Annotated in this window: 23 protein-coding genes and 1 tRNA gene; 6 read left to right on the top strand and 18 right to left on the bottom strand. The window is 41.4% G+C overall.

The genetic code is table 11. The annotated features are described in order from the left end of the window. Nucleotides 1-75: 75 nt before the first annotated feature. From rpsG to IPH70_04410, 13 genes are all read right to left on the bottom strand, one after another. A complete protein-coding gene (gene rpsG, locus IPH70_04350) occupies nucleotides 76-549 on the bottom strand; it encodes a 30S ribosomal protein S7 (GenBank protein QQR63704.1) in 474 nt (157 codons plus the stop codon). Between the two features lie 14 nt (nucleotides 550-563). Next, entirely contained in the window at nucleotides 564-980 is a 417-nt protein-coding gene (gene rpsL / locus IPH70_04355; protein QQR63705.1) for a 30S ribosomal protein S12, read from the bottom strand. Next, complete coding sequence (rpoC, locus tag IPH70_04360; GenBank protein QQR63706.1) at nucleotides 931-4,722, bottom strand: DNA-directed RNA polymerase subunit beta'; 3,792 nt, start codon at nucleotides 4,720-4,722, stop codon at nucleotides 931-933. The genes rpsL and rpoC overlap by 50 nt, the downstream gene beginning before the upstream one ends. After that, nucleotides 4,722-7,937: a DNA-directed RNA polymerase subunit beta gene (locus IPH70_04365; protein ID QQR63707.1), complete on the bottom strand. Its 3,216-nt coding sequence runs from the start codon at nucleotides 7,935-7,937 to the stop codon at nucleotides 4,722-4,724. Before IPH70_04365 ends, rpoC begins: the two co-directional genes overlap by 1 nt. A gap of 128 nt (nucleotides 7,938-8,065) precedes the next feature. Continuing rightward, nucleotides 8,066-8,434: a hypothetical protein gene (locus tag IPH70_04370; protein ID QQR63708.1), complete on the bottom strand. Its 369-nt coding sequence runs from the start codon at nucleotides 8,432-8,434 to the stop codon at nucleotides 8,066-8,068. Beyond that, nucleotides 8,415-8,702, bottom strand: coding sequence for a hypothetical protein (locus tag IPH70_04375; protein QQR63709.1), 288 nt, complete (start codon nucleotides 8,700-8,702; stop codon nucleotides 8,415-8,417). Before IPH70_04375 ends, IPH70_04370 begins: the two co-directional genes overlap by 20 nt. Nucleotides 8,703-8,759: 57 nt before the next feature. Further along, nucleotides 8,760-9,488 carry an NTP transferase domain-containing protein gene (locus IPH70_04380; GenBank protein ID QQR63710.1) on the bottom strand — a complete coding sequence of 243 codons (729 nt, stop codon included), beginning with the start codon at nucleotides 9,486-9,488 and terminating at the stop codon, nucleotides 8,760-8,762. A 5-nt stretch (nucleotides 9,489-9,493) separates the two neighbouring features. Continuing rightward, entirely contained in the window at nucleotides 9,494-9,766 is a 273-nt protein-coding gene (locus IPH70_04385) for a hypothetical protein (protein QQR63711.1), read from the bottom strand. A gap of 15 nt (nucleotides 9,767-9,781) precedes the next feature. Further along, the gene (locus IPH70_04390; GenBank protein QQR63712.1) at nucleotides 9,782-10,660 is read right to left on the bottom strand and encodes a hypothetical protein; all 879 of its coding nucleotides are present in this window, start codon (nucleotides 10,658-10,660) and stop codon (nucleotides 9,782-9,784) included. Then, nucleotides 10,657-11,049, bottom strand: a complete 393-nt coding sequence (locus IPH70_04395) for a VanZ family protein (GenBank protein QQR63713.1) — start codon at nucleotides 11,047-11,049, stop codon at nucleotides 10,657-10,659. Before IPH70_04395 ends, IPH70_04390 begins: the two co-directional genes overlap by 4 nt. Continuing rightward, nucleotides 11,046-12,962, bottom strand: a complete 1,917-nt coding sequence (locus tag IPH70_04400) for a lamin tail domain-containing protein (GenBank protein ID QQR63714.1) — start codon at nucleotides 12,960-12,962, stop codon at nucleotides 11,046-11,048. The genes IPH70_04395 and IPH70_04400 overlap by 4 nt, the downstream gene beginning before the upstream one ends. A 37-nt stretch (nucleotides 12,963-12,999) precedes the next feature. After that, on the bottom strand, nucleotides 13,000-13,392 hold the full coding sequence (locus IPH70_04405) for a four helix bundle protein (protein QQR63715.1): 393 nt from the start codon (nucleotides 13,390-13,392) through the stop codon (nucleotides 13,000-13,002). A 233-nt stretch (nucleotides 13,393-13,625) separates the two neighbouring features. Then, nucleotides 13,626-13,709, bottom strand: a tRNA-Ser gene (locus IPH70_04410). 159 nt (nucleotides 13,710-13,868) lie between these two features. Between IPH70_04410 and IPH70_04415 the strand changes: the two genes are divergently transcribed. From IPH70_04415 to IPH70_04430, 4 genes are read left to right on the top strand one after another with little or no spacing between them, the layout of a single operon-like run. Then, the gene (locus IPH70_04415; GenBank protein QQR63716.1) at nucleotides 13,869-15,233 is read left to right on the top strand and encodes an ABC-F family ATP-binding cassette domain-containing protein; all 1,365 of its coding nucleotides are present in this window, start codon (nucleotides 13,869-13,871) and stop codon (nucleotides 15,231-15,233) included. 22 nt (nucleotides 15,234-15,255) lie between these two features. Then, nucleotides 15,256-15,654: a DUF2177 family protein gene (locus IPH70_04420; GenBank protein ID QQR63717.1), complete on the top strand. Its 399-nt coding sequence runs from the start codon at nucleotides 15,256-15,258 to the stop codon at nucleotides 15,652-15,654. Beyond that, the gene (locus IPH70_04425; GenBank protein ID QQR63718.1) at nucleotides 15,651-16,418 is read left to right on the top strand and encodes a DUF1295 domain-containing protein; all 768 of its coding nucleotides are present in this window, start codon (nucleotides 15,651-15,653) and stop codon (nucleotides 16,416-16,418) included. The genes IPH70_04420 and IPH70_04425 overlap by 4 nt, the downstream gene beginning before the upstream one ends. Beyond that, entirely contained in the window at nucleotides 16,415-16,921 is a 507-nt protein-coding gene (locus IPH70_04430) for a hypothetical protein (protein QQR63719.1), read from the top strand. Before IPH70_04425 ends, IPH70_04430 begins: the two co-directional genes overlap by 4 nt. Here IPH70_04430 and recF read toward each other — a convergent pair. From recF to IPH70_04455, 5 genes are read right to left on the bottom strand one after another with little or no spacing between them, the layout of a single operon-like run. Beyond that, complete coding sequence (gene recF, locus IPH70_04435; GenBank protein QQR63720.1) at nucleotides 16,918-17,982, bottom strand: DNA replication and repair protein RecF; 1,065 nt, start codon at nucleotides 17,980-17,982, stop codon at nucleotides 16,918-16,920. The genes IPH70_04430 and recF overlap by 4 nt on opposite strands. 9 nt (nucleotides 17,983-17,991) lie before the next feature. Then, nucleotides 17,992-18,702: a UMP kinase gene (locus IPH70_04440; protein ID QQR63721.1), complete on the bottom strand. Its 711-nt coding sequence runs from the start codon at nucleotides 18,700-18,702 to the stop codon at nucleotides 17,992-17,994. A 37-nt stretch (nucleotides 18,703-18,739) separates the two neighbouring features. Further along, complete coding sequence (locus IPH70_04445) at nucleotides 18,740-19,078, bottom strand: hypothetical protein (GenBank protein QQR63722.1); 339 nt, start codon at nucleotides 19,076-19,078, stop codon at nucleotides 18,740-18,742. Then, the gene (locus IPH70_04450; GenBank protein QQR63723.1) at nucleotides 19,075-19,734 is read right to left on the bottom strand and encodes a M50 family metallopeptidase; all 660 of its coding nucleotides are present in this window, start codon (nucleotides 19,732-19,734) and stop codon (nucleotides 19,075-19,077) included. Before IPH70_04450 ends, IPH70_04445 begins: the two co-directional genes overlap by 4 nt. Further along, on the bottom strand, nucleotides 19,731-20,075 hold the full coding sequence (locus tag IPH70_04455) for a hypothetical protein (GenBank protein QQR63724.1): 345 nt from the start codon (nucleotides 20,073-20,075) through the stop codon (nucleotides 19,731-19,733). The genes IPH70_04450 and IPH70_04455 overlap by 4 nt, the downstream gene beginning before the upstream one ends. 91 nt (nucleotides 20,076-20,166) lie before the next feature. On the opposite strand from IPH70_04455, the gene IPH70_04460 reads away from it, so the two are divergent. Both IPH70_04460 and IPH70_04465 read left to right on the top strand, forming a co-directional pair. Further along, nucleotides 20,167-21,465: a hypothetical protein gene (locus IPH70_04460; GenBank protein QQR63725.1), complete on the top strand. Its 1,299-nt coding sequence runs from the start codon at nucleotides 20,167-20,169 to the stop codon at nucleotides 21,463-21,465. 64 nt (nucleotides 21,466-21,529) lie between these two features. Next, nucleotides 21,530-22,834: a D-alanyl-D-alanine carboxypeptidase family protein gene (locus IPH70_04465; protein ID QQR63726.1), complete on the top strand. Its 1,305-nt coding sequence runs from the start codon at nucleotides 21,530-21,532 to the stop codon at nucleotides 22,832-22,834. Nucleotides 22,835-22,866 lie beyond the last annotated feature (32 nt).

Consider the following 22,866-nt stretch of genomic DNA (forward strand, 5'->3'; position numbering starts at 1 on the left):
CGAATCTTGTATCGCGAAACATGTATCTCAAGAAAGACTTGCGTTACACGTTACACGTTACACGTTCTACGAGGATTACCACTTGAGGTGGGCGAATGCCTTATTTGCCTCTGCAAGTTTCTCTGTCTGAGCTCTCTTGTTCACTGCATTACCAGTATTTTGTGCTGCTTCTGATAATTCTACATGAAGCTTGTTTGCAAATGTTTTGAACTCTTTATTCGATCGTGTTTTTGCTGCGTCAATAATCCAGTTTAGCGCAAGAAATAGCTTTCTCTGTCGTCTCACCTCAACAGGAACAAGGTAGGATGCTCCTCCAAGTCTTCGTGGCTTGACCTCGAAGTTTGGCGCAACATTCGCAACTGCCTGATGAAGAATCTGAACTGGATCTTTTTGATCAGCGGTAAAACGAGCAAATACTTCGTGAACAATCTTCTGAGCAACACTTTTTTTACCATCAAGCATGATGTAGTTTACAAGCTTGGCGACCTCATGACTTTTGTGAAGTGCATCTGGTCTAATTGGTTGTTTTTTATAGTTACCTCTTGGCATTTTAGTAGTTTAAATTAGGCATTCTTTTCCATCTTGGTTCCGTACTTAGAACGAGATGTTTTTCTTCCATCAACACCACCAGTATCGAACTTGCCTCGGACAATGTGGTACTTCACACCTGGAAGATCCTTTACGCGTCCTCCACGAACCAAAACGATTGAGTGCTCAGCGAGATTGTGACCAATTCCCTGAATATATGCAGTTACCTCCATCTTGTTAGATAGGCGTACACGCGCAACCTTTCTTAAGGCTGAGTTTGGTTTTTTAGGAGTCATCGTTCGGACAACGGTACAAACTCCACGCTTTTGAGGAGAGTTATGAGCGACGTATCTTCTTTCAAGAGAATTGAAGTTTGACTTCAATGCAGCAGCACGAGATTTCTTAACTCGTCTTAGTCTCTTGTGCTTGATCAGCTGGTTGATTGTTGGCATATTTGCTTTGGAATCTCGCGTAATATTTATTAATAAGTTCCTCGTTGACCGGTATTAATCGTCCAATTATAACATTTTCTTTCAAACCTAACAAGTAATCCACCTGGCCTTTGATTGCTGCAGAGCTCAAAACCCCAGTCGTTTGCTCGAATGATGCAGATGACAACCATGAGTCTGTATGTATTGCTGCTTTGGTAATTCCAAGTATTGAAACCTTACCGACAGCTGGCTTTGCACCTTGCGCCAAGATCTTCTTATTTTCCTCTTCGAATCGAATTCGAGATACGACCTCGTCCTTAATAAACTCAGTGTCACCCTCATCTTCGATGATGATCTTTTCACTCATCTTCTTAATAATTACCTCGAAGTGCTTATCGTGAATTGCGATTCCCTGAGATTCGTACACTTTTTGGATTTCGTCAAGGAGATAGCCCTGTGCGCTATGTAAACCCTTGATTGATAAAATGTCGCTAATATCAAGATATCCTTCTGATAGAGCTGTTCCACGAGCCACTAAGTCTCCATCGGCTACCTTAAGCTGCTGTGACATAGGAATCATAAACTCCTGTACCTGTTGATTCTCATCGGCAGAGGTAACCTTTACGATATACACATCCTTGCTCAGATCCTCTGTTACAGAAACCTTTCCGCCAACCTCAACGATTGGTGAGATGACCTTAGGTGTACGCGCCTCAAACAGCTCCTCTACTCGTGGTAGACCTTGTGTAACGTCTGAGATAACGATTCCTCCGAAATGTCGGACACGCATCGTAAGCTGTGTTCCAGGTTCTCCAATTGACTGGGCAGCCATAACTCCGACCGGTACACCGATCTCAACGATTCCGCTGTTTGATAGATCGATTCCATAACAGTTCTTACATACTCCGTACTTTGCCTGACAGTAAAGAGCAGAACCAACCATCACTCGAGTAATACCTTCGGTCTTTAGGAGTGCTACGGCCTGCTCATCAAGCATGTCGCCCTTCTTGAGGATTACTTCCTTCTTTGCGTTTTCGACGTCTTCTAATAGATATCTTCCTCGTACTCTTTCCGCGAACTTATCACCACGTTCGTCTTCTACGCTCACCACAAGTCCTGTGTCTGTACCACAGTTCAACTCTCTCACAATTACGTCATGTGAAACATCAACGAGTCTTCTGGTAAGGTATCCTGCGTCTGCCGTCTTAAGAGCTGAGTCGGTAAGACCTTTTCGTGCTCCTCTTGCTGAGATCACATATTCAAAGATGGAAAGTCCTTCACGATAATTAGATTTAGTCGGAACCTCAATGATTTTACCTAGAGGATCAACGACTAGTCCCTTCATAGCAGAAAGCTGCTTAAGCTGCTCTCGTGAGGCACGTGCTCCTCCTGACTTAATTATAATCTTAACAGGATTCTCCTCGTCTAGAATTGCCCATGTTTTATCTGCTAAATTCTCAGTTGTCTCTATCCAGAGCTTGTTTGAGAATCTTCGCTTTTCTTCGATGGTAAGAAGTCCCTGCTCATAGCTCTTCTCGAGCTTAACGATCTCTTTCTCGGATTCCTTAATAATTGCTCCTTTGTCGGCGAGAATCTTACAGTCATAAACCGAGACTGAAAGTCCTGCAGAGATGGTAGCTCCCCAAAATCCAATTTCCTTCAGTCGATCTATTAGTTCTCCAACCTTCTGGTTATCTTTGTAAATTCTGGTCGCCAAAACGATCAGATCTTTGACGTCTGAGGCTTTTATATCCTTGTTGATAAACTGGAGCTCAACAGGAAGTAATTGATTGACCAAAATTCTTCCGACAGATGTTCTAATGACGCTACCCTTAATCTCAACTAACACTGGCTGTCTAACATTAATCTGATCAAGATGGAACGCGGTTACCGCCTCATCGAGACTGCCGTACGCTTTTAGGGTTTCGTCTTTGATATCAAGATATCCATTATCCATGGTCGATAGGTAGTAGATACCTAGAGCCATTTCCTTGTTTGGAATTACGATTGGAGATCCGTCTGACGGCTTCAATAGATTTTGATATGGCAACATTCTTGTCTTAACCTCCTCAATAGCGGTTGCTGAAAGAGGTACGAACAATCCCATCGCATCTCCATCAAAGTCCGCATTGTATCCAGCACAGACAGTAGGATGAAGTTTGATTGCATAGGAATCGGTCAAGACTGGATAGAATGCAAGAATCGAGAGTTTGTGTAGTGTTGGTGCTCGATTCAGTAACACTGGGTGATTTTTCGTCACCTCTTCGAGAATGTCGTACACAACAGGATCTTTGTGCTCCAAGAATGTCTTCGCACTCTTGATGTTTGGTGCCAAACCTCTGACGATGATCTCTCGTAGCATGTGTGGCTTGAAAAGCTCTAAGGCCATCTCTTTTGGAACACCGCACTGATCAATTCTCAGTTCAGGTCCGACGATAATTGTTGAACGTCCAGAGTAATCTACGCGCTTTCCAAGAAGATTCTGTCGGAATCGTCCTTGCTTACCTCGCAGAACGTCCGATAACGATTTCTGAATCTTTGAGGCAGATCCTTGAGCTCGTGAACGTCCTCGAGATTTCTGAAGATCAAGAAGAGAGTCAACAGCTTCCTGCAACATTCTCTTTTCGTTTCTCAGAATGATCTCAGGTGCTCCAAGGTCAATGAGCTGCTTTAAGCGATTGTTTCTATTGATGACTCGTCGATAAAAATCATTTAAGTCTGAGGTGGCGAACTTTCCTCCTGGAAGCTGTACGACAGGTCGAAGATCTGGTGGGATAACTGGAAGAACGGTGAGCACCATCCATACCGGCATCGTCTTACTCTTAATGAAGGATTCGATGACACGAACCTTCTTCAATAACTTGTTTCGTCTTTCACCCTTTGCTTTTGGTAGTTCGTTTAGTGCCTTTGTGTAAAGACCCTGAAGATCAAGATTTGATAAAGTATCATAGACGACCTCAGATCCCATTCCGACCTTTATAAATTTCTCAAGGTTGTACTCTCTAAGGTAGAGATAATCATCTTCTTCAAGAAGATCGTTCTGTCTTAATGACTTTACGATCTTAATTACACGATCAAAAAATGCTGTCTTTTGAGCCTTTTTCTCAATGAATTTGTTTGAGACCTGCTTGTACTGTTCCTTCTCCTTAAGGGATAGCTCCTGAAGCGCGATGGCCGCCTGCTCTTTATTGCTAAGCTTTTTCTCAAGAGCCGCTTTCTGTTTATCGAAACTTAATCGAACCTCGTCCTTGTCTTTTTCGTGCTGCTCTTCCTCTTTTTTAATCTCTTTTTGCTTGTACTCGTCGAGCGCAACCGCTGTCTTTTTCTGTTTATCTTCATTGACCTCGGTCACCAAGTATAACGCGTAATAAATTACTCGTTCAAGTGCCTGTGGAGGCACATCGAGTAGCGTGCTTAATGGCGCTGCAGCTCCCTTGAAGTACCAAATATGAACAATTGGTGATGCAAGTTTAATGAATCCCATTCTCTCACGTCGAACTGCAGATGTGGTGACCTCTACTCCGCAGCGATCGCAGACAATGCCCTTATATCTAACTCTTTTGTACTTTCCGCAGTAACATTCGTAGTCTTTGGTTGGGCCAAAAATACGCTCATCAAACAATCCATCCTTTTCTGGTCGCAATGTTCTGTAGTTAATTGTCTCCGGTTTCGTAACCTCTCCCTTTGCCCACTTTAAGATATCCTCCGGTGACGCAAGGCGAATTTTTAGACCGCTAAAATCAACTACTGGTAGGTCGTCCATTATTTTATGTAATCAACTGCTAATCCTAACGCGTTCAGCTCTTTCAAAAGAACATGGAATGATTCTGGAACATTTGACTCTGGAATATCTAGACCCTTAATTATCGACTCGAAGGCCTTTACACGACCTCGTAGATCATCTGATTTAATCGTCAACATCTCCTGAAGAACGGCAGGAACTCGATGTGATTCAAGTGCCCAGACCTCCATCTCTCCGAATCTCTGACCTCCCATTTGCGACTTTCCTCCGAGAGGCTGCTGAGTAACAAGCGAGTAAGGTCCAACTGATCGCGCATGGAACTTATCCTCAATCATGTGAATCAGTTTCAAGATGTATCCGACTCCAACAAGCGCCTTTCGATCAAATGCTTTACCTGTTTGGCCATCATACAAGGTTCTCTTGCCGTCAACTGGAAGATCTAATTTCTTCAACTCATTCATTATGAAGTCTTCCTGTATCTTCTCAAAGACCGGGAAGTTCATTCTTATTCCTTCTTTTTGTGCGACGAATCCTAACATTGTCTCATACAACTGACCAAGATTCATACGTGCAAGAATTGAGAGTGGTGAGATAACAACGTCAACTGGGGTTCCATCCTCAAGATAAGGCATGTCCCACTCAGGAAGAATGCGTGAGATGACTCCTTTGTTTCCGTGTCTTCCTGCAAGCTTATCTCCAACAGTAATCTTTCTCAGCTGAGCAATCGTTACAAGAATTCTCTTGATGACGGTTGGCTCTAGTTCATTTGGGTCCTTCTTTGTATCGATGATCTGAATACCTACAACCACTCCTCGTTTACCATATGGCACTCGAAGTGATGTGTCCTTAACGTCCTTTGCCTTCTCTCCAAAGATAGCGCGAAGTAATCTTTCTTCAGCAGATAGTTCTTTCTCTCCCTTCGGAGCAACTTTACCAACTAAAATATCTCCGCCTTTTACCTCGGTACCGATCACGATAAGTCCATCCTTATCAAGATTGGCCAAGACCTCTTCTCGTACATTTGGAATATCTCGTGTTAATTCTTCCGGTCCTAGCTTAGTGTCAACGACATCTGCGATGAACTCTTCACTTGAGATTGAGGTGAGAAGATCTTTCTTTCTCAGTCTTTCTGAGATTACAAATCCATCCTCATATCCTAGACCGTTCAGTGAGGTGTATGCGACAACGAGATTCTGTCCAAGAGCCATACTTCCATCATGAGTTGCTGGTCCATCGACGAGTAAATCTCCTTTTTTAACCTTTTGATTCAGCTCAACCCGTGGTCTTTGATCAAACACAACATCCTTGTTTGTCTTGATGAAACGATCAAGGTTATACTCATATTTTTTCTTGTTCTTTGTGGTCAAAACGACCTTCTGACCATCCACATACTCAATAACTCCATCTTCCGGTGCGTAGATCGTTCTTCCCAAAGCCTGTGAGATGGTTCGCTCCATACCGGTTCCAACAAAAGGAGCCTCTGGCTGAACCAACGGTACGGCCTGACATTGCATGTGCGTACCCATCAGGGCTCGACTGGCATCGTCATTTTGTAAAAACGGAATTACTGCTGCGGCTGCTCCAATTACTTGTCGAGGTGAGATATCGATATAGTCTACCTTCTCGGCTGGGATCTCCACGATATCGCCTTTGTGTCTTGCGACCACAAATTCATCGGTGATAATTCCATCTTTGCTTAGATTTACCGTATCGGAAGTGATGTAAAATTGCTCTTCATCGTCTGCTTGGAAGTACTCTAAGGCATCGGTGACCTTTGCCATAATCTTACTTCCAACCTTAATCTTTTCGACTTTTTTGTATGGAGTCTCTAAAAAGTTGTATTTGTTTACACGACTGTATAAAGCCATATAGGTGACCACTCCGATGTTTGGACCTTCAGGAGATCTAATTGGACAGATGCGTCCATACTGTGAGGCCGAAATATCTCGAATTGAGAATGAAGCACGTTCCTTCTCAATTCCACCTGGTCCTCCTACTGTAATTCTTCGCAAGTTATCTAGCTCTGATAATGGATTTGTTTGATCTACGATTGTCGAAAGCTGACTTGTTCTGAAGAAGGAGTTTAAGGCTACAGTCAAAGGTTTTGAGTTAACTACCTGTGAAGGAATTACATTAACCTCTCCTGCAACTAAGCTCATTCTTTCTTTTATCTCGCGCTCGGCACGCACCATTCCTACTCGAATACCATACATTCCTACCAACTCTCCAACTGTGCGAAGTCTTCGATTTCCTAGGTGATCAATATCATCAAATGACTTCTCTCCATTTGTCATAGAGACAAGATATTTAATGGTCTCGATCACGTCCTGCTTAGTGAGGAGGTAGTTTTCTCGGGTAATTTCTAGGTCTACTCCTAATTTCTTGTTAACTTTATATCGTCCAACGTCAGACAATGAGTATCGTCTATGGTTGAAGAAAAGATTGTTAATGGTCTCAACTGCGTTATCAAGAATGAGAGGCTCTCCGGGCTTAACTTTACGATAAATCTCAAGAATTGCTTCATTTCTATTCTGAGTTGCGTCCTTTTTAATTGTTGGGAGAATGTATTTATCAACGAGTGATTGATCAAGATCCTTAAAGGACTGAAGAATTTGTGCGGTTGAGTCCCCTTCAAAGATACGAACTAGCGCAGATCCTAAGAACTTTCTCTTTTTGTTTACCTTGACCTCGATTAAGTTATTTTTATTGATAGTGATATCTAGCCATGCACCAATGTATGGTCGGATCTCAGCGTTGTATAGGGTTAATCCCGTTGTTTTGTCAATCTCTGCGGTGAAATATACTCCCGGCGCTCTTACTAACTGGTTTATCACAACGCGCTCGATACCATTGATAATAAAGGTGCCTCGATCTGTCATTTTTGGAAGATTGAAAAAGTACACATCCTGCTTTTTCTCTTGATTCATCTTTTTATTGATGAGTTTAAGCTTTAGATAAACGGGAGTATCGTAAGTGAGTTTTTTTGCTTTACAAAGTGCTAGAGGATATCTTGGCTCTCCAAAATAAAAATCTTCAAACTCTAATGTAAACTTTTTCCCTGTGTAATCTTCCACAGGGAAAAATTCTTGAAGTATTTCACGAAGATTTTTTGTAAGAAATTGGTTCCAAGAATTCTTTTGAATTTCGATCAAATCTAATTTCTCTAGATTTGGTTCAGATTTTCCTATGAGGAGCTCTTTTCTTGGTTGATCGTTTGTATTAGTCAGTTTAGGCATCTCGTATTGTGGCGCGAACAACTATTGAGGGATCGTTTCTATAAACAAAACGCCCCGCCCATGCGGGGTTTGTTATTAAAACTCCTATACTATACAGCAAGTATTTTTATTTTGCAAGTGCAATTGAACTAGTGTACTACCTTGCCGTTTCTTACCTCAAAGTTGTGCGTTTTGGTCTGAGATCGCGCTGCAAAGTCTATAACTGTTTTAAGAAGAGTTTGAAGCAAAGATTCTTTTTCCTCTACGACTGAACCTGCCTCGGCACCTTTATCCCTGCCAACTGTCTCTGAACCTGCGAGTCCATCAATATACTCTTCTCCAACGCCTCCCATCGCCTTCTCAACGGTCTCCTCCAAATTCTCGGTAAGTTCCAGCGCCTTATGAAGATTCTTCCGGCCTTGTTCGGTACCAAATAGATACACGCCAGCAACTCCCATGATAGTACCAAGTGAGAAACCAAACCAAAAATTAGAAGGATTATGGTGTTGTTGACTCATTTTGATCGTCTGATCGAGAACCCTGTCTCTGTCTGAAAATTTCTAAGATCTTAAAGACGCTTTTTAGTCCACCAACAAAACCCATCATGTCATTAAAGCCGTTTTCGACTCCCGAACCTACTCGCTCAAAGCTCTCTACTATAGTCTCCGCCTTCTTCAACATCACCCTAATCTCCTGCAAAATCTTAATAACCTGATATCCGATCAGGATCATAAAGAGAGATGTGACAGAAAGAGTAACCGCAACAAGAATTTGTGTTAGATCCATACAATTAGAATACAGAAATTAGCAGGAAGTATCAAGGAGCATAACGTAACTTAAATACTAGCCACCAGCTTCTAGCTTTTTGGCTTTCTCTGCCCAGTAGTTGTTTATACGAAGTAAACTATCAAAGGTTCCTGCATCCTCCCAAATTCCTTCTATGATATCCACCTGTAGCTCTCCTTTTTGAAGATATGCATTGTTCACATCCGTGATCTCGACCTCTCCCCGCTCCGATGGTTTCAAAGACTTTGCAATTTCGATTACCTTATTATCATATATATACATACCTACTACCGCATACTTACTTTTGGGGTTTTGTGGTTTCTCCTCGATAGAAAGCGCCTTATGGTTAGTGTCAAACTCAACCACTCCAAATCGTTCAGGATCTTCAACTTCCTTTGCAAAGACCTTTGCTCCTGTTGAAAAGTTCTTTATACTCTCAGAGAAGTCGAAATCGAAGATGTTATCTCCAAGAATCATGGTAACTGGTCCCTTTCCGATGAACTGTTCTCCAACTATAAATGCGTCTGCAAGACCACGTGGCTCTTCCTGAATTTCATAGGTAAAACGTACTCCCATTTCCTTCCCCGATCCTAGCAGATGGAGAAAATGACCAGCATATTCGGGGGCGACTATTATTAAGATGTCCTTTATTCCTCCTCTGATGAGGGTCTCTATCGGATAGTAGATCATCGGTTTGTTATAAACCGGAAGAAGTTGTTTCGAAGTGATTTTTGTCAGCGGTCGGAGGCGAGTCGCTCTACCACCAGCAAGTACTATTCCTTTCATAGTTATTAGCGAAAAAATAGGACGCTTAATAAAAGCAGGACGCCCAAACTAATCAAGATGTATTCTAGCACATTCTTTAGATTGACAGAGTCGTCTCTCATGTGATGACCGATACCCCAGACTACATAGAAAGAACTGAAGGTAAGCACTGTCATGTAACTTGCAAATTTATCTCCTTGGAAAAATCTGAGAAACATCAAAAAAAATACTGTCCCAGTCGCTAAAACAAGGTAATCAACATAGTGCTCTCCTAACTCCACCTGCAGTGCTTTTTTCATTTTATTTATACCGAACTATAAAATAGTTCCGTTAACTAACAACATTATAGTAGCAATAGCAATAGCAAATAGGAAGATGAAGTGAGCAAGACTTTTACCATGCATTCTAACTAGCTTAAGTTTTGATGCCATATAAAAATCCAGGGCAAATATGCCTAGTAAAAATATGAGAAACCCTGAAGCTAGTTGGGTAGAGGTGAATGGTAGTTGAATCATGGGCTTTGGAGCGGACGCCATCTGAGCTGTTGTGAACTCTGAGAGAACCGAGTTCTTAGTAGTAATTTTTTTAGTAGTCGTAGTTTTATTCTGCACCTGAATTGCCTCAGATGGCCTACCAAACATCTGTACAACGAGAGTTGTCTGCTCACCAACTAAGCCTCCGTCGACTACCGCAAATCCCACCTCAGTGAAATCTTTACGCAGCATATTCTCACGATGAGTCGGAGAGTTCATCCATGCACTTACCACGTTTTTTGAGTACAAGAAGTTTTTTGCAAGGTTCTCACCTGCAGATTCGTATCTATATCCAGAAGCGGTTATAAACTGCCATGGGGTCTCACCATTTGGCCCAAAGTGTGCCCAGTAGTTGTTGGCAAACATGTTCTGTGCCTTATTTGCTGCTGCAGTTGCAAGTTTCTGATTGTAGATAAGGGGTTTTAATCCATTATTCACCCTCTGCTCATTTGTATATTCCACCAATTTTGTGACAGTGATGTCTTTTGCCAGTCCGAGAACATTATCAAAAGGTAGAACTACAAACTTGTTAAGACTCACTAACAAAAATCCGACAACTAAATATGCTGTTAATACATCGTGATGAATTACCTTTGCTCGATAGTTGTTGTGCTGAGCGGGTAGAAAAAGGTAAGAAAAGAATTTTTTTATTGCGTTCATTTCAGGAATCGTTTTACAAATGTATATTTATATTTACTATAAGAATACATCAAAAACATACCGATAGTATCAATTGCGATATCGCGAGGTTTTCCCTCTCTTGTTGGAACGAAAGTCTGGTGAAGTTCGTCACTCGCTGCATATAGAAATGCAACAATAAAAGCCTTAGCCCAAGCGCTTTTCCGCATCGATACATTCGAATTATTTTTTAGGAAGGCGCGGAATAAGAGAAAATAAAGAGCCGCATATTCAATAACATGAAGCGTTTTGAAGAACACAAAATTCCATTCGTACACCTCAGAAACTTGGGTTCTTTCTCGGGCAGAAAGTAGGAAGATAGTGATCATCCACAGAACTGGAGGACCCCAATACCACAACCATTTCTTCATAGAATGATTCTAATGAAGAGAAACCCCGCTGTCAAAAAAGAGATGATAGAAGAAATTATCGTTGCGGTCTTTACCGTCCTGATCCTTGGATCTGTCCTCACCTTTTCCTTTTGAGTATCCTTATGGCCTTCAATCGATCGCGAATGACTCAATGTTGGTCTTGTATAGTATCGGGAGGGCCTAACTAAATCATCGTTGTTTTCATAACTCGCGATTTCTTCACCAAGAATTGCGCTTTTAGTTCTCGTCGGACCAACGGTTATTCTCGGAGTCGAAGTTGTACTTGGAGTTGGCGATGGGGTTATCGAAGACTCGATTAAACAGGAGTTATTGAAATACTCTTTAGAAGGATTTTGAATACAGTAATTTGAGGAATCGAACGATGTGCGCCCTGCGCTTTTTCCCTTTTCCGATGAGTCATATGCAAATGTGTCTATGAGCGAATCATCTGAGTTAAGAAGACGTACAGTGTCGCCTTCGTTGTTAAACATTGATATCGAAAGATCTATCGCTTTAAAAGAATATCCCGGAATAGTGAGGTTGATTTTTTTTGGAGAAGATCCTCCATCTGCTACGTCGTCTATTTTCCAGTTTTGTAACTGCACTGAAAAAGAATTATCGTTATAGAGTTCTAACCACTCTTGTTCATTTTCATTTGGATATGCATACACCTCAGATAGATATACATACCTTATCTCTGGAATACCGGTCGGGCTTGGGAGAGGTGTTGGCGTTTGTAGTGGAGTAGTGGTTGGCGTAGGGGTTACGGTAGGTGTCGGACTTTCAATCACCATACATTCATTATTGCTGATATTTTTCGATGCAATCTGTAAACAGTAACCGGAGGATAGAAAAGAAATCCTACCAATACTCAATCCCTTCTGTGAGCTGGTATATGTAAATGAGTCAACTAATAGATCTCGGTTGTTTATCAGACGCACTTCATCACCGTCGTTATTGAAAACTGAACTTGTAAAATCAACAACCTGAAATGAATAGGCCGGAATGGTAACGGAGAATGACTTAGGGTTTGCCCCTGTATTTTCCACATCGTCAATGCTCCAGTTAGATAGGGTGACTGGAAAACTGTTGTCGTTATATATCTCGCCCCATTCATTCTCTCCATCGTTTGGGTTAGGATAAACCTCAGATAAATAAACATTGTTTATTACGATCTCCGGTATAGAAGTTGGAATTGTTGTAGCCGTAGGGACAGGTGTGTTTGTAGGTACTATGGTTACGGTGGGTATCTGCGTGGGTGTTGAACTAGGAGCGTGAGTTGATGTTGGGATTTGAGTTGGTGTGGGAATTGAGGTACTCGTTGGCGACGTTGCATTGGTAGGGATTAATGTTGGAATCAGAGTAGGTAAAGGCGTACTTGTGGGGGTTGGTGTTTCGGTGGGAGTTGGAGACGAAGTCGAGGTTGGTGTTGGAGAAGGTATGTATGCACACGATAATCCAGTTAAGTTATATTTATCAAAATTTGCAGCACCTGTAGCCCATACCAACTGCCCATCTGGTATTCGCTGAAAAGTAACTCCTGATCCGGAACTCGCTTTATAGTCGAAAGCATCTATGAGATGGGCCGATAGTGAGGTTGGAGGAGCTGATGAGTCAAACAACCTGACGGTATCGGAAGTAGTTCTATTGAAATTATAATTACCAGAAAAACTTACACAAGCATTTGGGTATAACTGAGTTCCAGATGGAATCGTAAAATAGGTTGTTCCCCCATTATCATCAATATGCCAATTGGAAAGATCGACAATCTCGGTACCGGTATTTATCAGTTCTACGATTTGGGGAGATGGATCAATAAGAAACTCGTTTATCTTTATTGTTGAAGCCTGTCCAAAAACCAATGGAGCAAAAAGAATATAAATAAAACACAGTAGCAAGTATCGTAATTTCACAGTCAATTTATCATTAACGAATTAACGTATTAACGCATTAATTTTTAGTTATAAATTCTTTATTAATACGCTTATTTGTTAAATAATTGATAAAGCCACCAATTTGTCTAGACAAATTGTCAAGTAGATTGGATATTTTTACGAACTCTTCTTCAGTTACATAATCTATTTCTCTCGAAATATACATTTGACTACGTACTTCTCCAGAAGAGCCCTTTGCTATTTTTAAATACCTAATGAATTCGTTGTTATTATTTTTTTCAAATCCTTCTACAATATTTGAGTTTATAGAAACAGATGCTCTTCTCAATTGATCCCTTAAGCCAAAATCTTTACTAAAGTATTTATTGGAAGTAAGCTTATAAACTTCCTTAACCACCTTAATAGACTCTTTCCAAATGGGGAAATCTTCAAATCTAGTAATTTTCATCTGAATTGGATTCGTTAATTCTTTAATCCGTTAATAGAGTAATAATGTAGATTTGAGTTGTCAGTCGCATATATGCTACAAAATAAGGAGTCTAGATCGATGGAGAGGGATATTTTTAATGAAGTACAAGCCCTCCTTCTAGACTTACTTGCATGGTGTATCTAAAGGCGGACTTCGTCCGCTGAAACCCGAGCGAAGCCCTCCTCCGCCCTTTGGGCTTCGGCGGGTGAAAGCGGAAGGTACAGGATTCGAACCTGTGAGGGATTGCTCCCACTAGTTTTCGAAACTAGCGCCTTTAGCCACTCAGCCAACCTTCCACACCTATTATATCATCTAAGCTCAGGCTCAAAATATGCGGAGGAATTTTATGGTAAAATTAGACCTTGGAAACGATCGTACGGTTCTCGCAAGTCTCCTTTGACTTTGGGCACAACAAGACCATCATAGACGAAGTGAGTTTTTCTGTCCGTAAAGGGATGAAGGTTGCTTTAATGGGTCAGAACGGTGCCGGTAAAAGTACTTTATTCAAACTGATCACAAGAAAACTTAATCCGACATCTGGTTCAATTAATGTCGATAAACGTATTATCATTGCAACCGCGCTTCAGGTCATTCCACCTGAGGAGATGGGCCTTACTGTAGAACAGTACTTCCAGAAGCATCTTGGCGAGGTACTCCCCCATGAGTTAAAAAAGAAACTAAGCGCGGTACTAGACGTTGTTAACTTGAAGGCACCGTTGGACAAAATAATTAAGTCGTTCTCTGGTGGACAACAAGCCAGACTTCTTCTTGCATCTGCACTGATCCAGGAGCCAGATCTACTTCTTCTTGATGAGCCTACCAACAATCTAGACTACACTGGTATCGCACACCTTACAGACTTTCTCATTAACTACACCAAAAGCGTCATCGTAATCTCCCATGATGCGGAGTTTTTGAATGCCTTCACCGAAGGCGTCCTCTATCTCGATAGTCACACGAAAAAAATTGAGCAGTATGCCGGTAACTACAATGATGTGCTCGAGCAGATTGAGCTAAGAATTGAGCGGGAGAGAAGACAGAATGCGCAGATGGAACGAGGTATCCAGGAAAACAAAGATAAGTCTAATTTTTTTGCCCACAAGGGAGGACGTATGCGATTGGTTGCAAAGAAAATGCGTGAAAAAGCTGATGAAATGGAAAGCTCTAAGGTTGCGGTACGACGAGAGGACAAGACCATACGTCAATTTACCATTCCGGCTCAAGAAGATCTGGTAAATGAGTTTCTCAAAATTACATCGGTTACGGTCATGCAGGATCATAAAGAAGTCACAAAAGATATTCGCGTCTTTATCGAAAAAAACAAACATCTGCTCATCGTCGGACCAAATGGGATTGGTAAAAGCACATTCATCGAGTCGCTAATAAACGGTACGGCCAAAGGTGTAACGATGTCCCCGGGAATTCGGGTAGGTACTTATCGACAGGATTTCTCGTCTTTGAATCCGGACGAAACAGTCTACGAGTCTCTTTCACGAACTATGAAAGAAGCAACGGGCAAAATCTACGAACAGGAAATTCGAATCGTTGCCTCAGGGTTTCTCATAACAAATGAATATATCTACTCGAAAATTGGTACGCTTTCAGAAGGTCAAAAAGGACTCGTAGCATTTGCACAGCTTGTGTTACAAAAACCCGGACTTCTTATACTTGATGAGCCAACCAATCACATCAACTTCCGACATCTTCCAAGAATTGCACAGGCGCTTGATGAGTATAAAGGGATGATGATCTTTGTTTCGCACGTTCCTGAGTTTGTTGCTCAGATCAGAATCGATGAGGTATTGGACTTGGAGGAGTAAAGACGATAGAATATATATCAATATGTTTATAAAAATGTATCTGGTAACGCTGTTTGTTTTTTTTGCGATCGATATGGTTTGGTTAGGTTTAATTGCAAAATCTTTTTATCAATCACAAATAGGATACTTGATGAAAGCAACTCCTAACTGGACTGCGGCAATAATTTTTTATCTACTTTTTATCGTGGGCTTAGTGGTTTTTGTTGTTGCTCCATCTCTCGCGAAACAATCATGGTCTCAAGCGCTATTATTAGGGGCGTTGTTTGGGCTAATTTGCTATGCAACCTACGACCTTACCAATCTAGCTACTATTAAGAACTGGCCTATCCTTGTAACCGTAGTTGATCTTATCTGGGGTACGGTACTCTCTGCATCCGTGTCGTACATAAGCTATAACGTAATAAGATTCCTCAAGATATGAGCCCGTATTTCACACTCGTAGCACTGCTTTTCATCTACATGAGTTTTTGGTTCATATTTTCTGTAATCAAGAAAAGAAATGATGTTGCGGATGTTGCTTGGGGACTCGGTTTTGTATTCCTCGCTTGGTCATCATTCTTCATTCATCAGAGTTATGAAATTAAACCGTTCCTTGTAAATATGCTCGTTAGCATATGGGGGATTCGACTTGCCTGGCATATTCACGCAAGAAATAAAAATAAAGCGGAGGACTATCGCTATCTTGAATGGCGCAAACAGTGGGGATCGTTATTTTATATAAGGTCTTTTTTACAGGTTTACATGCTACAAGGATTATTTCTTTTTCTTATAGTCTCTCCGGTGTTATTTGTGAACATCGAAAGTCCCTCTATTTTAAATATTTTCGATTATATTGGTGTAATTATTTGGATATTAGGATTTATCTTTGAATCTGTAGGAGACAAACAACTAGCTGTCTTTTTAAATCAAAGAACCGATAAGGCTCAGGTCTTACAAACTGGCTTGTGGAAATATTCACGTCATCCTAATTATTTCGGTGAGGTGACTCAATGGTGGGGATTGTTCATACTCGCTCTATCCTCTGGAGGAATGTTGACAATAATTAGTCCTTTAACAATAACGACACTTATTCTTTTTGTTTCGGGTATCCCACTTCTTGAGAAGAAACAGAACCAAAATCCTCTCTATCGAGAATATGCGAAACGAACAAGTAAGTTCGTTCCTCTGCCCCCTAGACTCATATGAAAGAGGTTGTGATAACCGTGCTTGATAAAATGCAGAGCAACTATCGATATATCTTATCTGAACCAATAGGTAAAAACTTTGACCCTAACTTTAAACCAGATCTCACACCAAAACAAATGCTCGAACTCGGTGTATTCGGTGGTAAGTATATGACCGACTGTGGAAAAGAATTTCCGAAGGATTGGTTTAAAAATGCAAAGCTATGTGCAGAAAAACATAATGCAACACTCAACTTTTTTAAGGTCAATGCGAGCCAACCTCTTCAGGTATGGCGGAAAAAGGGTTGGATATATCATGAAGATCCACGGGGGTGGTTCCAGTGGTACTGTCGCTATTACATGGGACGCCGCTGCGCAGATGATGAACGACAGATTAAGCGGTGGAAAGCTATTCGGCGTCACATTTCTCAACTTACTAAAAACTGTAGACGAGGGGATTTTGGTTGTCGCCCAAGACAACGCCAAGCTATATTACACTGGGCATACGATAGTAGAAAATATTAAAGCTTGATAACCTCAGATGGAATCTTGTGTTTTTTGGCAAGCTGTACAATCTCCAAGTCAGTTGTAGAGGCAATCGTCTGATATTGCTTTACTAAGTCAAGAATCATTTCCTTGTTCGTACTATCAAACTCAGAGAACACGTCGTCGAGTAATAGAATAGGATCAAACTTAGAATCCTCCTGATAGTATCGTATTTCTGCAATTTTAAGCCACATCAATGCCAGTCGCTGCTCACTTCTTGAACCAAACTTTTGAATGTTTTTGTCCGTGGTATCTTTTTTTTGTGAGAGAAAAATCTGAAAATCATCTTTCTGTGGTCCACACATCGTTCTCCTTGTCTTCAACTCAAGCTCTTCATACCTATCAAGCTGAGATTGATTAAATTCGTTTTTAAGATACTCTATACAAAACTTTTTACTTTCTATTAGTGGATGGCTGTTAAGGAAGTCGCAGTACTTTTGCCTGACACTTGTCACATACTTTGCATTTTGAATGCATAGTTCATTCCAAAAAGTAAGCTCGGCTCGAAGTTTAATGACATCTTCAAAATTCTCAAGAATTTTATTTCTTCTTCGTACTGCTCGCTCATAGGCATCGAGACTTTTTTTATACTGATAGTCGAACTGTGAAATTAATTTATTAAAGTAAGATCTTCTCTTATCTGGAGATCCTGTTAGCATTTCGATGTGCTCTGGTGCAAACAACACTACCCCACGAGGCTCTTGCTTGTATTGCCTAAGTTGCTTCTTGGTTTTATTGATAAAAAAAGATTTTGCATAACCTGTCTCTGATCTGACCAGTCCTACCTTGCACGATATCTTTCCGGACTCGTCGGTAAAAACTCCTTCCACGTATGTACTTGGTTTATCACCAAAAAAAACGAGCTCCTCCTCTTTCGCTTCGCGAAATCCGGTCCCATGAACTAAAAAATACACCGCCTCAAGACAGTTTGTCTTCCCTTTAGCATTATCTCCGATAAAAACGGTGAGTCTTTCACCAATGGTAAATGATGCATCTTTGATATTGCGAAAGTTATGAAGCCCTAAGGATACTAAACGCATAGAACCAGATTATACTGAGGGAGTGATGGTTGTACCAGTGAATGAGCTATCGCCTTCTATGATCTTGTTTAGATTGTCAAACTTTTCTCCATTTGCTATCACAACGGTGATTTCATGTTTTTTAGCAAGACGAGCAGCAACTGGATCAAAAGGCACATTGATTCCTGGTGACCATTCTGTAGGTACTAATTTTTCAAAATCAGTCCAGGTAATGTTCTTTATTGGTTTTGCATCGACGTTGATGTTCGGATCTCCATCATATACATAATCAACATTGGACATATTGATAATAAGGTTGGCTCCGTAATCTCTTGCAAGAACAACGGCGTCGTAGTCAGTTGACCAACCCGGTTTCCAACCAGCGCCAATTACCACCGACTCGTGCCAGTCCACCAACTTACGTTCGTAGTCGTCTATGATTCTCGGGTGAGCGATGTCCTGAAAAATCGTTCTTAGAAGATGAGCATTAAGTCTCGTTGCATGTATACCAAGCCAGTCAAGATCCTCATGAGTCAAGGATCCTATTACCATCTTCCCTGCATCGCGATAGGTTCTTGCAAGTCTTCCACCACCAGATACGAGAAAAAAACGTCGCCCTTTTTTTACATGCTCACGAATGCAGTGATTAAGATTCTGAAGAAATGGAATATTTATGCCTCCGTTTGGAACGATTAGACTACCGCCGACGGAAAGCACTATTAACTTATTGTCCTCAGCCATGATGATGTATTGTACGAAATTACCGATTATTTAACAATTAAAAGATCTCTGTTCCAAGGCCGAAAATTCGAGAAGCTACCTGAACGATCAAGTACGCCACTGCAAGAAGAATGACTCCAATGATACCGGATGTTATTTTTGCCTTAGCTGTTTTGATCTTCTCCGGAGCGCCTCTTGAAAGGATTAGATCAAATCCACCCCAGATAAAAACAAATAGAAGAATTACCAAAGAAAGACCGTATGCGAACGGCATAACCTGATTAACTACATCGGCAGGTGTTTGGATCGCGGTGCCATTAAACTGTTTGGCTGGTCCACAAATTTGCGGACCGTTCTCCCCTATAGTTACACACTGAGCAAGTAAAACTCCAATCATCGTTGTATTCTCAAAATTAATTTCAACACTACAATCATACCACCATTTAGTAGGAGCGAGAAGATGAGAAAGGAATTAACGACAGAAAAAAACTGGGACATCAAGTTCACATCAAAAATGACAAGAAAAGATTTAACATCAATCTTTAACACGAAGAGCACTACGCCGATGACAACTATTATTGGTATTACATATACGAGATCGATGAGATCCTGTTTAGAAGAAAACATAGTAGATGAGATAGTAAAAACAATGTAGGAAAAAAGTGCTCCACTCCAGTAGTTTATATAGAGAAGTTTGAACGCATCGATAAGCCAAAACGCAAAAAGAGCGGCAAAAAAAGGTGCAATACCAACCATCAATCCTCTTACGACGTCTCTCTTTTCGTACGTGACCGTTCCCAGTTTAAGAGTATTGCCTCTGACTTTTGGAATGAGAGTTATATCTCTTACCTTTAAATTCAAAATCATCGCCATCACCAGATGAGACATCTCGTGTATCGCGGTTCCTGGGAAATATAAAAGCGCAATCATTCTGTACGCCGCCTGTGGATGCTTGAGAAATCGCGAAAAAAAATAAAAGCAGGTATGAATCGTTTTGCGAGATAAAAAGAAAAGCGCCACACAAAGAATTAGAAATAATAGTACCTGGGTCATTGAGTAATGATAGCACTTGGAGAGGCTAGTGGAGTTAGCGTTGCTGACGGAGTTGAGGTTGGACTAATCATGGCGGGTGGGGTCGCAACCGTTGATGGTTGTTCGTTGTCCCCTGGCACTACATCTCTTATTACCTGCGTTTGAGAATTAGTAAGTGAATCTGCTTTGCTTTCCTCGAGTTGTTTTTGATAAATTAGAAACCACATCAGTCCAGCTAGTATAAGCGTGATTAGAATCGCTACAATTATAAGAACTGCATTTACATCGACGGCACCTTTTCCGCCCCGAAGGGGGCCCGTTGGGCTGAGCGAACTGGGTAACGGAGTGAAATTATCGGGCATTTCATCATTGTGACTAATCTTTGCCAATTTGTCAAAACGAGATAATCATATCGCATACCTGATGAATAAACGGTAGAATGAATATGATCATATGGATAGAAAATTTGGCCTTATTCTGGGGGTATGTGTTGTTGGATTGTTTGCACTAATTGTTGCACTTAATTTTTTTACGGCCCCTCGGCCTAAAGATGAAAGCTCCTCATCACCTATTCCTACTAGAGCGTCAATAACTCGAACTGGTAATAACTTCGCCCAACCTAGAATGAGCGAATCCATGCGGAAAACCTTACAGCAAGAACAAACTAAGCTCCAACAATCGACCCCCCTAACGAAGGAGCAGGTTGAGTCCCTACAAAAATTAAAGAGCACGCTTCGAACAAAACCTGAGGATAACGACGACTTTGCAATCTCATACTCTGAAGATCTTGATCAGTTCTTCGTCCAGCTAAAGTCCTCCGAGGCAACTCAGAAGTTTGAAGAATTCTTAGTTAAAGATCCAGAACTAATAAAGATTTATGAAAGTGACAACTATGATTATTTTAAGACCGGCACTATTTCACCACAAACATTAATTACACAGGCGCAACGAGTGCTTGACGATTATCGAGAGAGAGAAGATGAATCTCAGAAGGCTGACTCGGACTTAACAATAGTTGATTCTCCTCCTCCACAATCACTGTCCCCGACACTGCCTATAAATACAAACGACCCCTCGAGTCAGATAAAGCCGGTATTTAATATTTTTAAGACACTTGTAGGTCTTAATTCTATACCTCTGCCAACATCCACTCCAACCCCTGGTAAGATCTTAGTAGGCAACCCCACCTCACCGGTTCAGTCTACTCCTAGTAACCTCGATTCTCTTTTTGCCGAAGCTGGCCAACGGGTAGGAACTCCTCCTCCTCTCATTAAAGCGGTTATGGCCCACGAATGCGGAGTTCTCCTGTCCGAAACTTCTGCAAACATTCTGGCTTGGTCTCAGGCAGGAGCCGGACTCCCAATCACGCATAAATGCTTTGACGGAGGGGTTGCAAAAGGAGACGGACTCGATCTTGGTCCGATGCAGTTTTATATTCCTCGATATTTTGAGGTTTATAGTCAGTCGGTAAACCAATTTGGGAACTACAATAGGCCGAAACCGTATGTTGAGAACATCATAGACAGTGTCTACGCCTCAGCTTACAAGTTAAAGCTCGATAGTAAGTCGTCTGATTCAAATTTTTCCTGTCTGGAGGTGAAGCGAGCTTCGTGGTGCTACGCCTGTGGTTGCAGTCGTTATGATAATGGCAATCTTGGAGCCTATGGCTGCCGCTTTGCACCCGGACTTTTTCAATATCTATGGGGTTACTACACCATAGGAAGACCAGTGACCAACAATCCTCCTTGTTAAGGCGCTCTGAATATTTGACAAGTTAAGGCCGATTCCAATAGAATGAGTTGATATTTACACATAGATGAATAAAAAATTCACGATCATAATTGTAGTAACAACTGTATTGCTTGTGGCACTTCTTATTGTGTTAGGAATTCTTCGCTCCAAACCACAGACGGATAGTACGAGCGATCAGTTTGCCTCACCAACCAACATCCCAAATAACCAAAGAGGTGGCGGTAGCAGCAGGAGCAGCAGCAGCGGCAGCGGCAGCGGCAATAATAATAGTATTAGTGGTAATGGCACAGCTGGTAATAGTGGCAGAGGTAATGGTATCTCAGCGACCCCTAGGCAAGTTGCTACCCCAACTCCTCTACCCAAAGTAAAGTTAGATGCTTTATCTACTATCCAGAGATTCCTACCATATAATTCCGACGCACTTGCGGTTGATTACTCAGCGATTACTAATAAAATCTATGTGCAGAAAAAGGGTGAAAAAGCAGATGAGGAATTTCAACAGTTTTTGACACAAAATAATCTTGTTGACATCTATAATAAAAGTCCAGAATTATTTCTCACATCGCAGTCTATTCTTGCACCTATAATTACGAATGAAGAGCAAAAAATAGAGTTCTCACCAGAAGAAGTGAAAGAGGCTGTTCTAGAACCTCTGACATCTCCAACGTCAATACCTAATCCAAACGATCCTTCAAAACAAATGCTACCAATGGTGAATGTCTTCAAAACATTGATGGGATTAAATACGATACTACTCCCCCCATCCGAAATCATTCAGTCACCATCTACGCAGTCAACGACTTCTCCTGTTGTACCTGTTAATATAAACTACGGAAAAGACACTACGAACATACCTTGCGCCGCAGGAACCGACTACGGACCTGCAGATGGGTATACGAATGGAGTTCTTACACGAATACGCACATGTAGAGTTGCGGGCATGGTAGTTAATTCTCAGGTTTCGAAACAAGTAAGCGACATGCACGCTGCATGGACAGCAGCTGGTATTCCATTAAGTGGTGGGAGCTTTAGAACGATGGCCGGACAAATTAGTATTTATCAAAATTGGTGCAAAATTGATGGAATAGTGGGAAGTCCACCCCCATACCCAAAGCCTCCCGGTCAAACAATTCGCTGTCCAGGTGGCGGAGCGCCGGGATATTCAAATCATCAAATGGGTATGGCTATCGACTTTAACTGTGCGGGGACGCTCATTCCTCGAAAATACGCAGCAGCTTCTCAGAATAGATGCTTTCAGTGGCTTTCGACAAACGCGGGTAAATACGGCTTCTTTGAGTACGGTTATGGAAAAACAAGAGATGGGAGCTCTGGCTATGAAGGTTGGCATTGGTCGGTTAACGGGAATTAGCCATGAGCCTTCGTTGACTTTATACGTACAAA

It is taken from the genome of Candidatus Roizmanbacteria bacterium, from assembly GCA_016699265.1.
GTDB lineage: Bacteria > Patescibacteriota > Microgenomatia > UBA1406 > GWC2-37-13 > CAZLQR01.

Coding starts and splice junctions, on each gene's coding strand:
- IPH70_04450 (QQR63723.1), bottom strand. CDS start 19,734: ATGACCCAGGTACTATTATTTCTAATTCTTTGTGTGGCGCTTTTCTTT.
- IPH70_04375 (QQR63709.1), bottom strand. CDS start 8,702: ATGGATCTAACACAAATTCTTGTTGCGGTTACTCTTTCTGTCACATCT.
- IPH70_04390 (QQR63712.1), bottom strand. CDS start 10,660: ATGAACGCAATAAAAAAATTCTTTTCTTACCTTTTTCTACCCGCTCAG.
- IPH70_04465 (QQR63726.1), top strand. CDS start 21,530: ATGAATAAAAAATTCACGATCATAATTGTAGTAACAACTGTATTGCTT.
- IPH70_04380 (QQR63710.1), bottom strand. CDS start 9,488: ATGAAAGGAATAGTACTTGCTGGTGGTAGAGCGACTCGCCTCCGACCG.
- IPH70_04425 (QQR63718.1), top strand. CDS start 15,651: ATGAGCCCGTATTTCACACTCGTAGCACTGCTTTTCATCTACATGAGT.
- IPH70_04440 (QQR63721.1), bottom strand. CDS start 18,702: ATGGCTGAGGACAATAAGTTAATAGTGCTTTCCGTCGGCGGTAGTCTA.
- rpoC (QQR63706.1), bottom strand. CDS start 4,722: ATGGACGACCTACCAGTAGTTGATTTTAGCGGTCTAAAAATTCGCCTT.
- IPH70_04430 (QQR63719.1), top strand. CDS start 16,415: ATGAAAGAGGTTGTGATAACCGTGCTTGATAAAATGCAGAGCAACTAT.
- IPH70_04405 (QQR63715.1), bottom strand. CDS start 13,392: ATGAAAATTACTAGATTTGAAGATTTCCCCATTTGGAAAGAGTCTATT.
- IPH70_04385 (QQR63711.1), bottom strand. CDS start 9,766: ATGAAAAAAGCACTGCAGGTGGAGTTAGGAGAGCACTATGTTGATTAC.
- rpsG (QQR63704.1), bottom strand. CDS start 549: ATGCCAAGAGGTAACTATAAAAAACAACCAATTAGACCAGATGCACTT.
- IPH70_04365 (QQR63707.1), bottom strand. CDS start 7,937: ATGCCTAAACTGACTAATACAAACGATCAACCAAGAAAAGAGCTCCTC.
- IPH70_04420 (QQR63717.1), top strand. CDS start 15,256: ATGTTTATAAAAATGTATCTGGTAACGCTGTTTGTTTTTTTTGCGATC.
- IPH70_04460 (QQR63725.1), top strand. CDS start 20,167: ATGGATAGAAAATTTGGCCTTATTCTGGGGGTATGTGTTGTTGGATTG.
- IPH70_04370 (QQR63708.1), bottom strand. CDS start 8,434: ATGAGTCAACAACACCATAATCCTTCTAATTTTTGGTTTGGTTTCTCA.
- IPH70_04395 (QQR63713.1), bottom strand. CDS start 11,049: ATGAAGAAATGGTTGTGGTATTGGGGTCCTCCAGTTCTGTGGATGATC.
- recF (QQR63720.1), bottom strand. CDS start 17,982: ATGCGTTTAGTATCCTTAGGGCTTCATAACTTTCGCAATATCAAAGAT.
- IPH70_04445 (QQR63722.1), bottom strand. CDS start 19,078: ATGATTGGAGTTTTACTTGCTCAGTGTGTAACTATAGGGGAGAACGGT.
- IPH70_04455 (QQR63724.1), bottom strand. CDS start 20,075: ATGCCCGATAATTTCACTCCGTTACCCAGTTCGCTCAGCCCAACGGGC.
- IPH70_04415 (QQR63716.1), top strand. CDS start 13,869: ATGAAGGTTGCTTTAATGGGTCAGAACGGTGCCGGTAAAAGTACTTTA.
- rpsL (QQR63705.1), bottom strand. CDS start 980: ATGCCAACAATCAACCAGCTGATCAAGCACAAGAGACTAAGACGAGTT.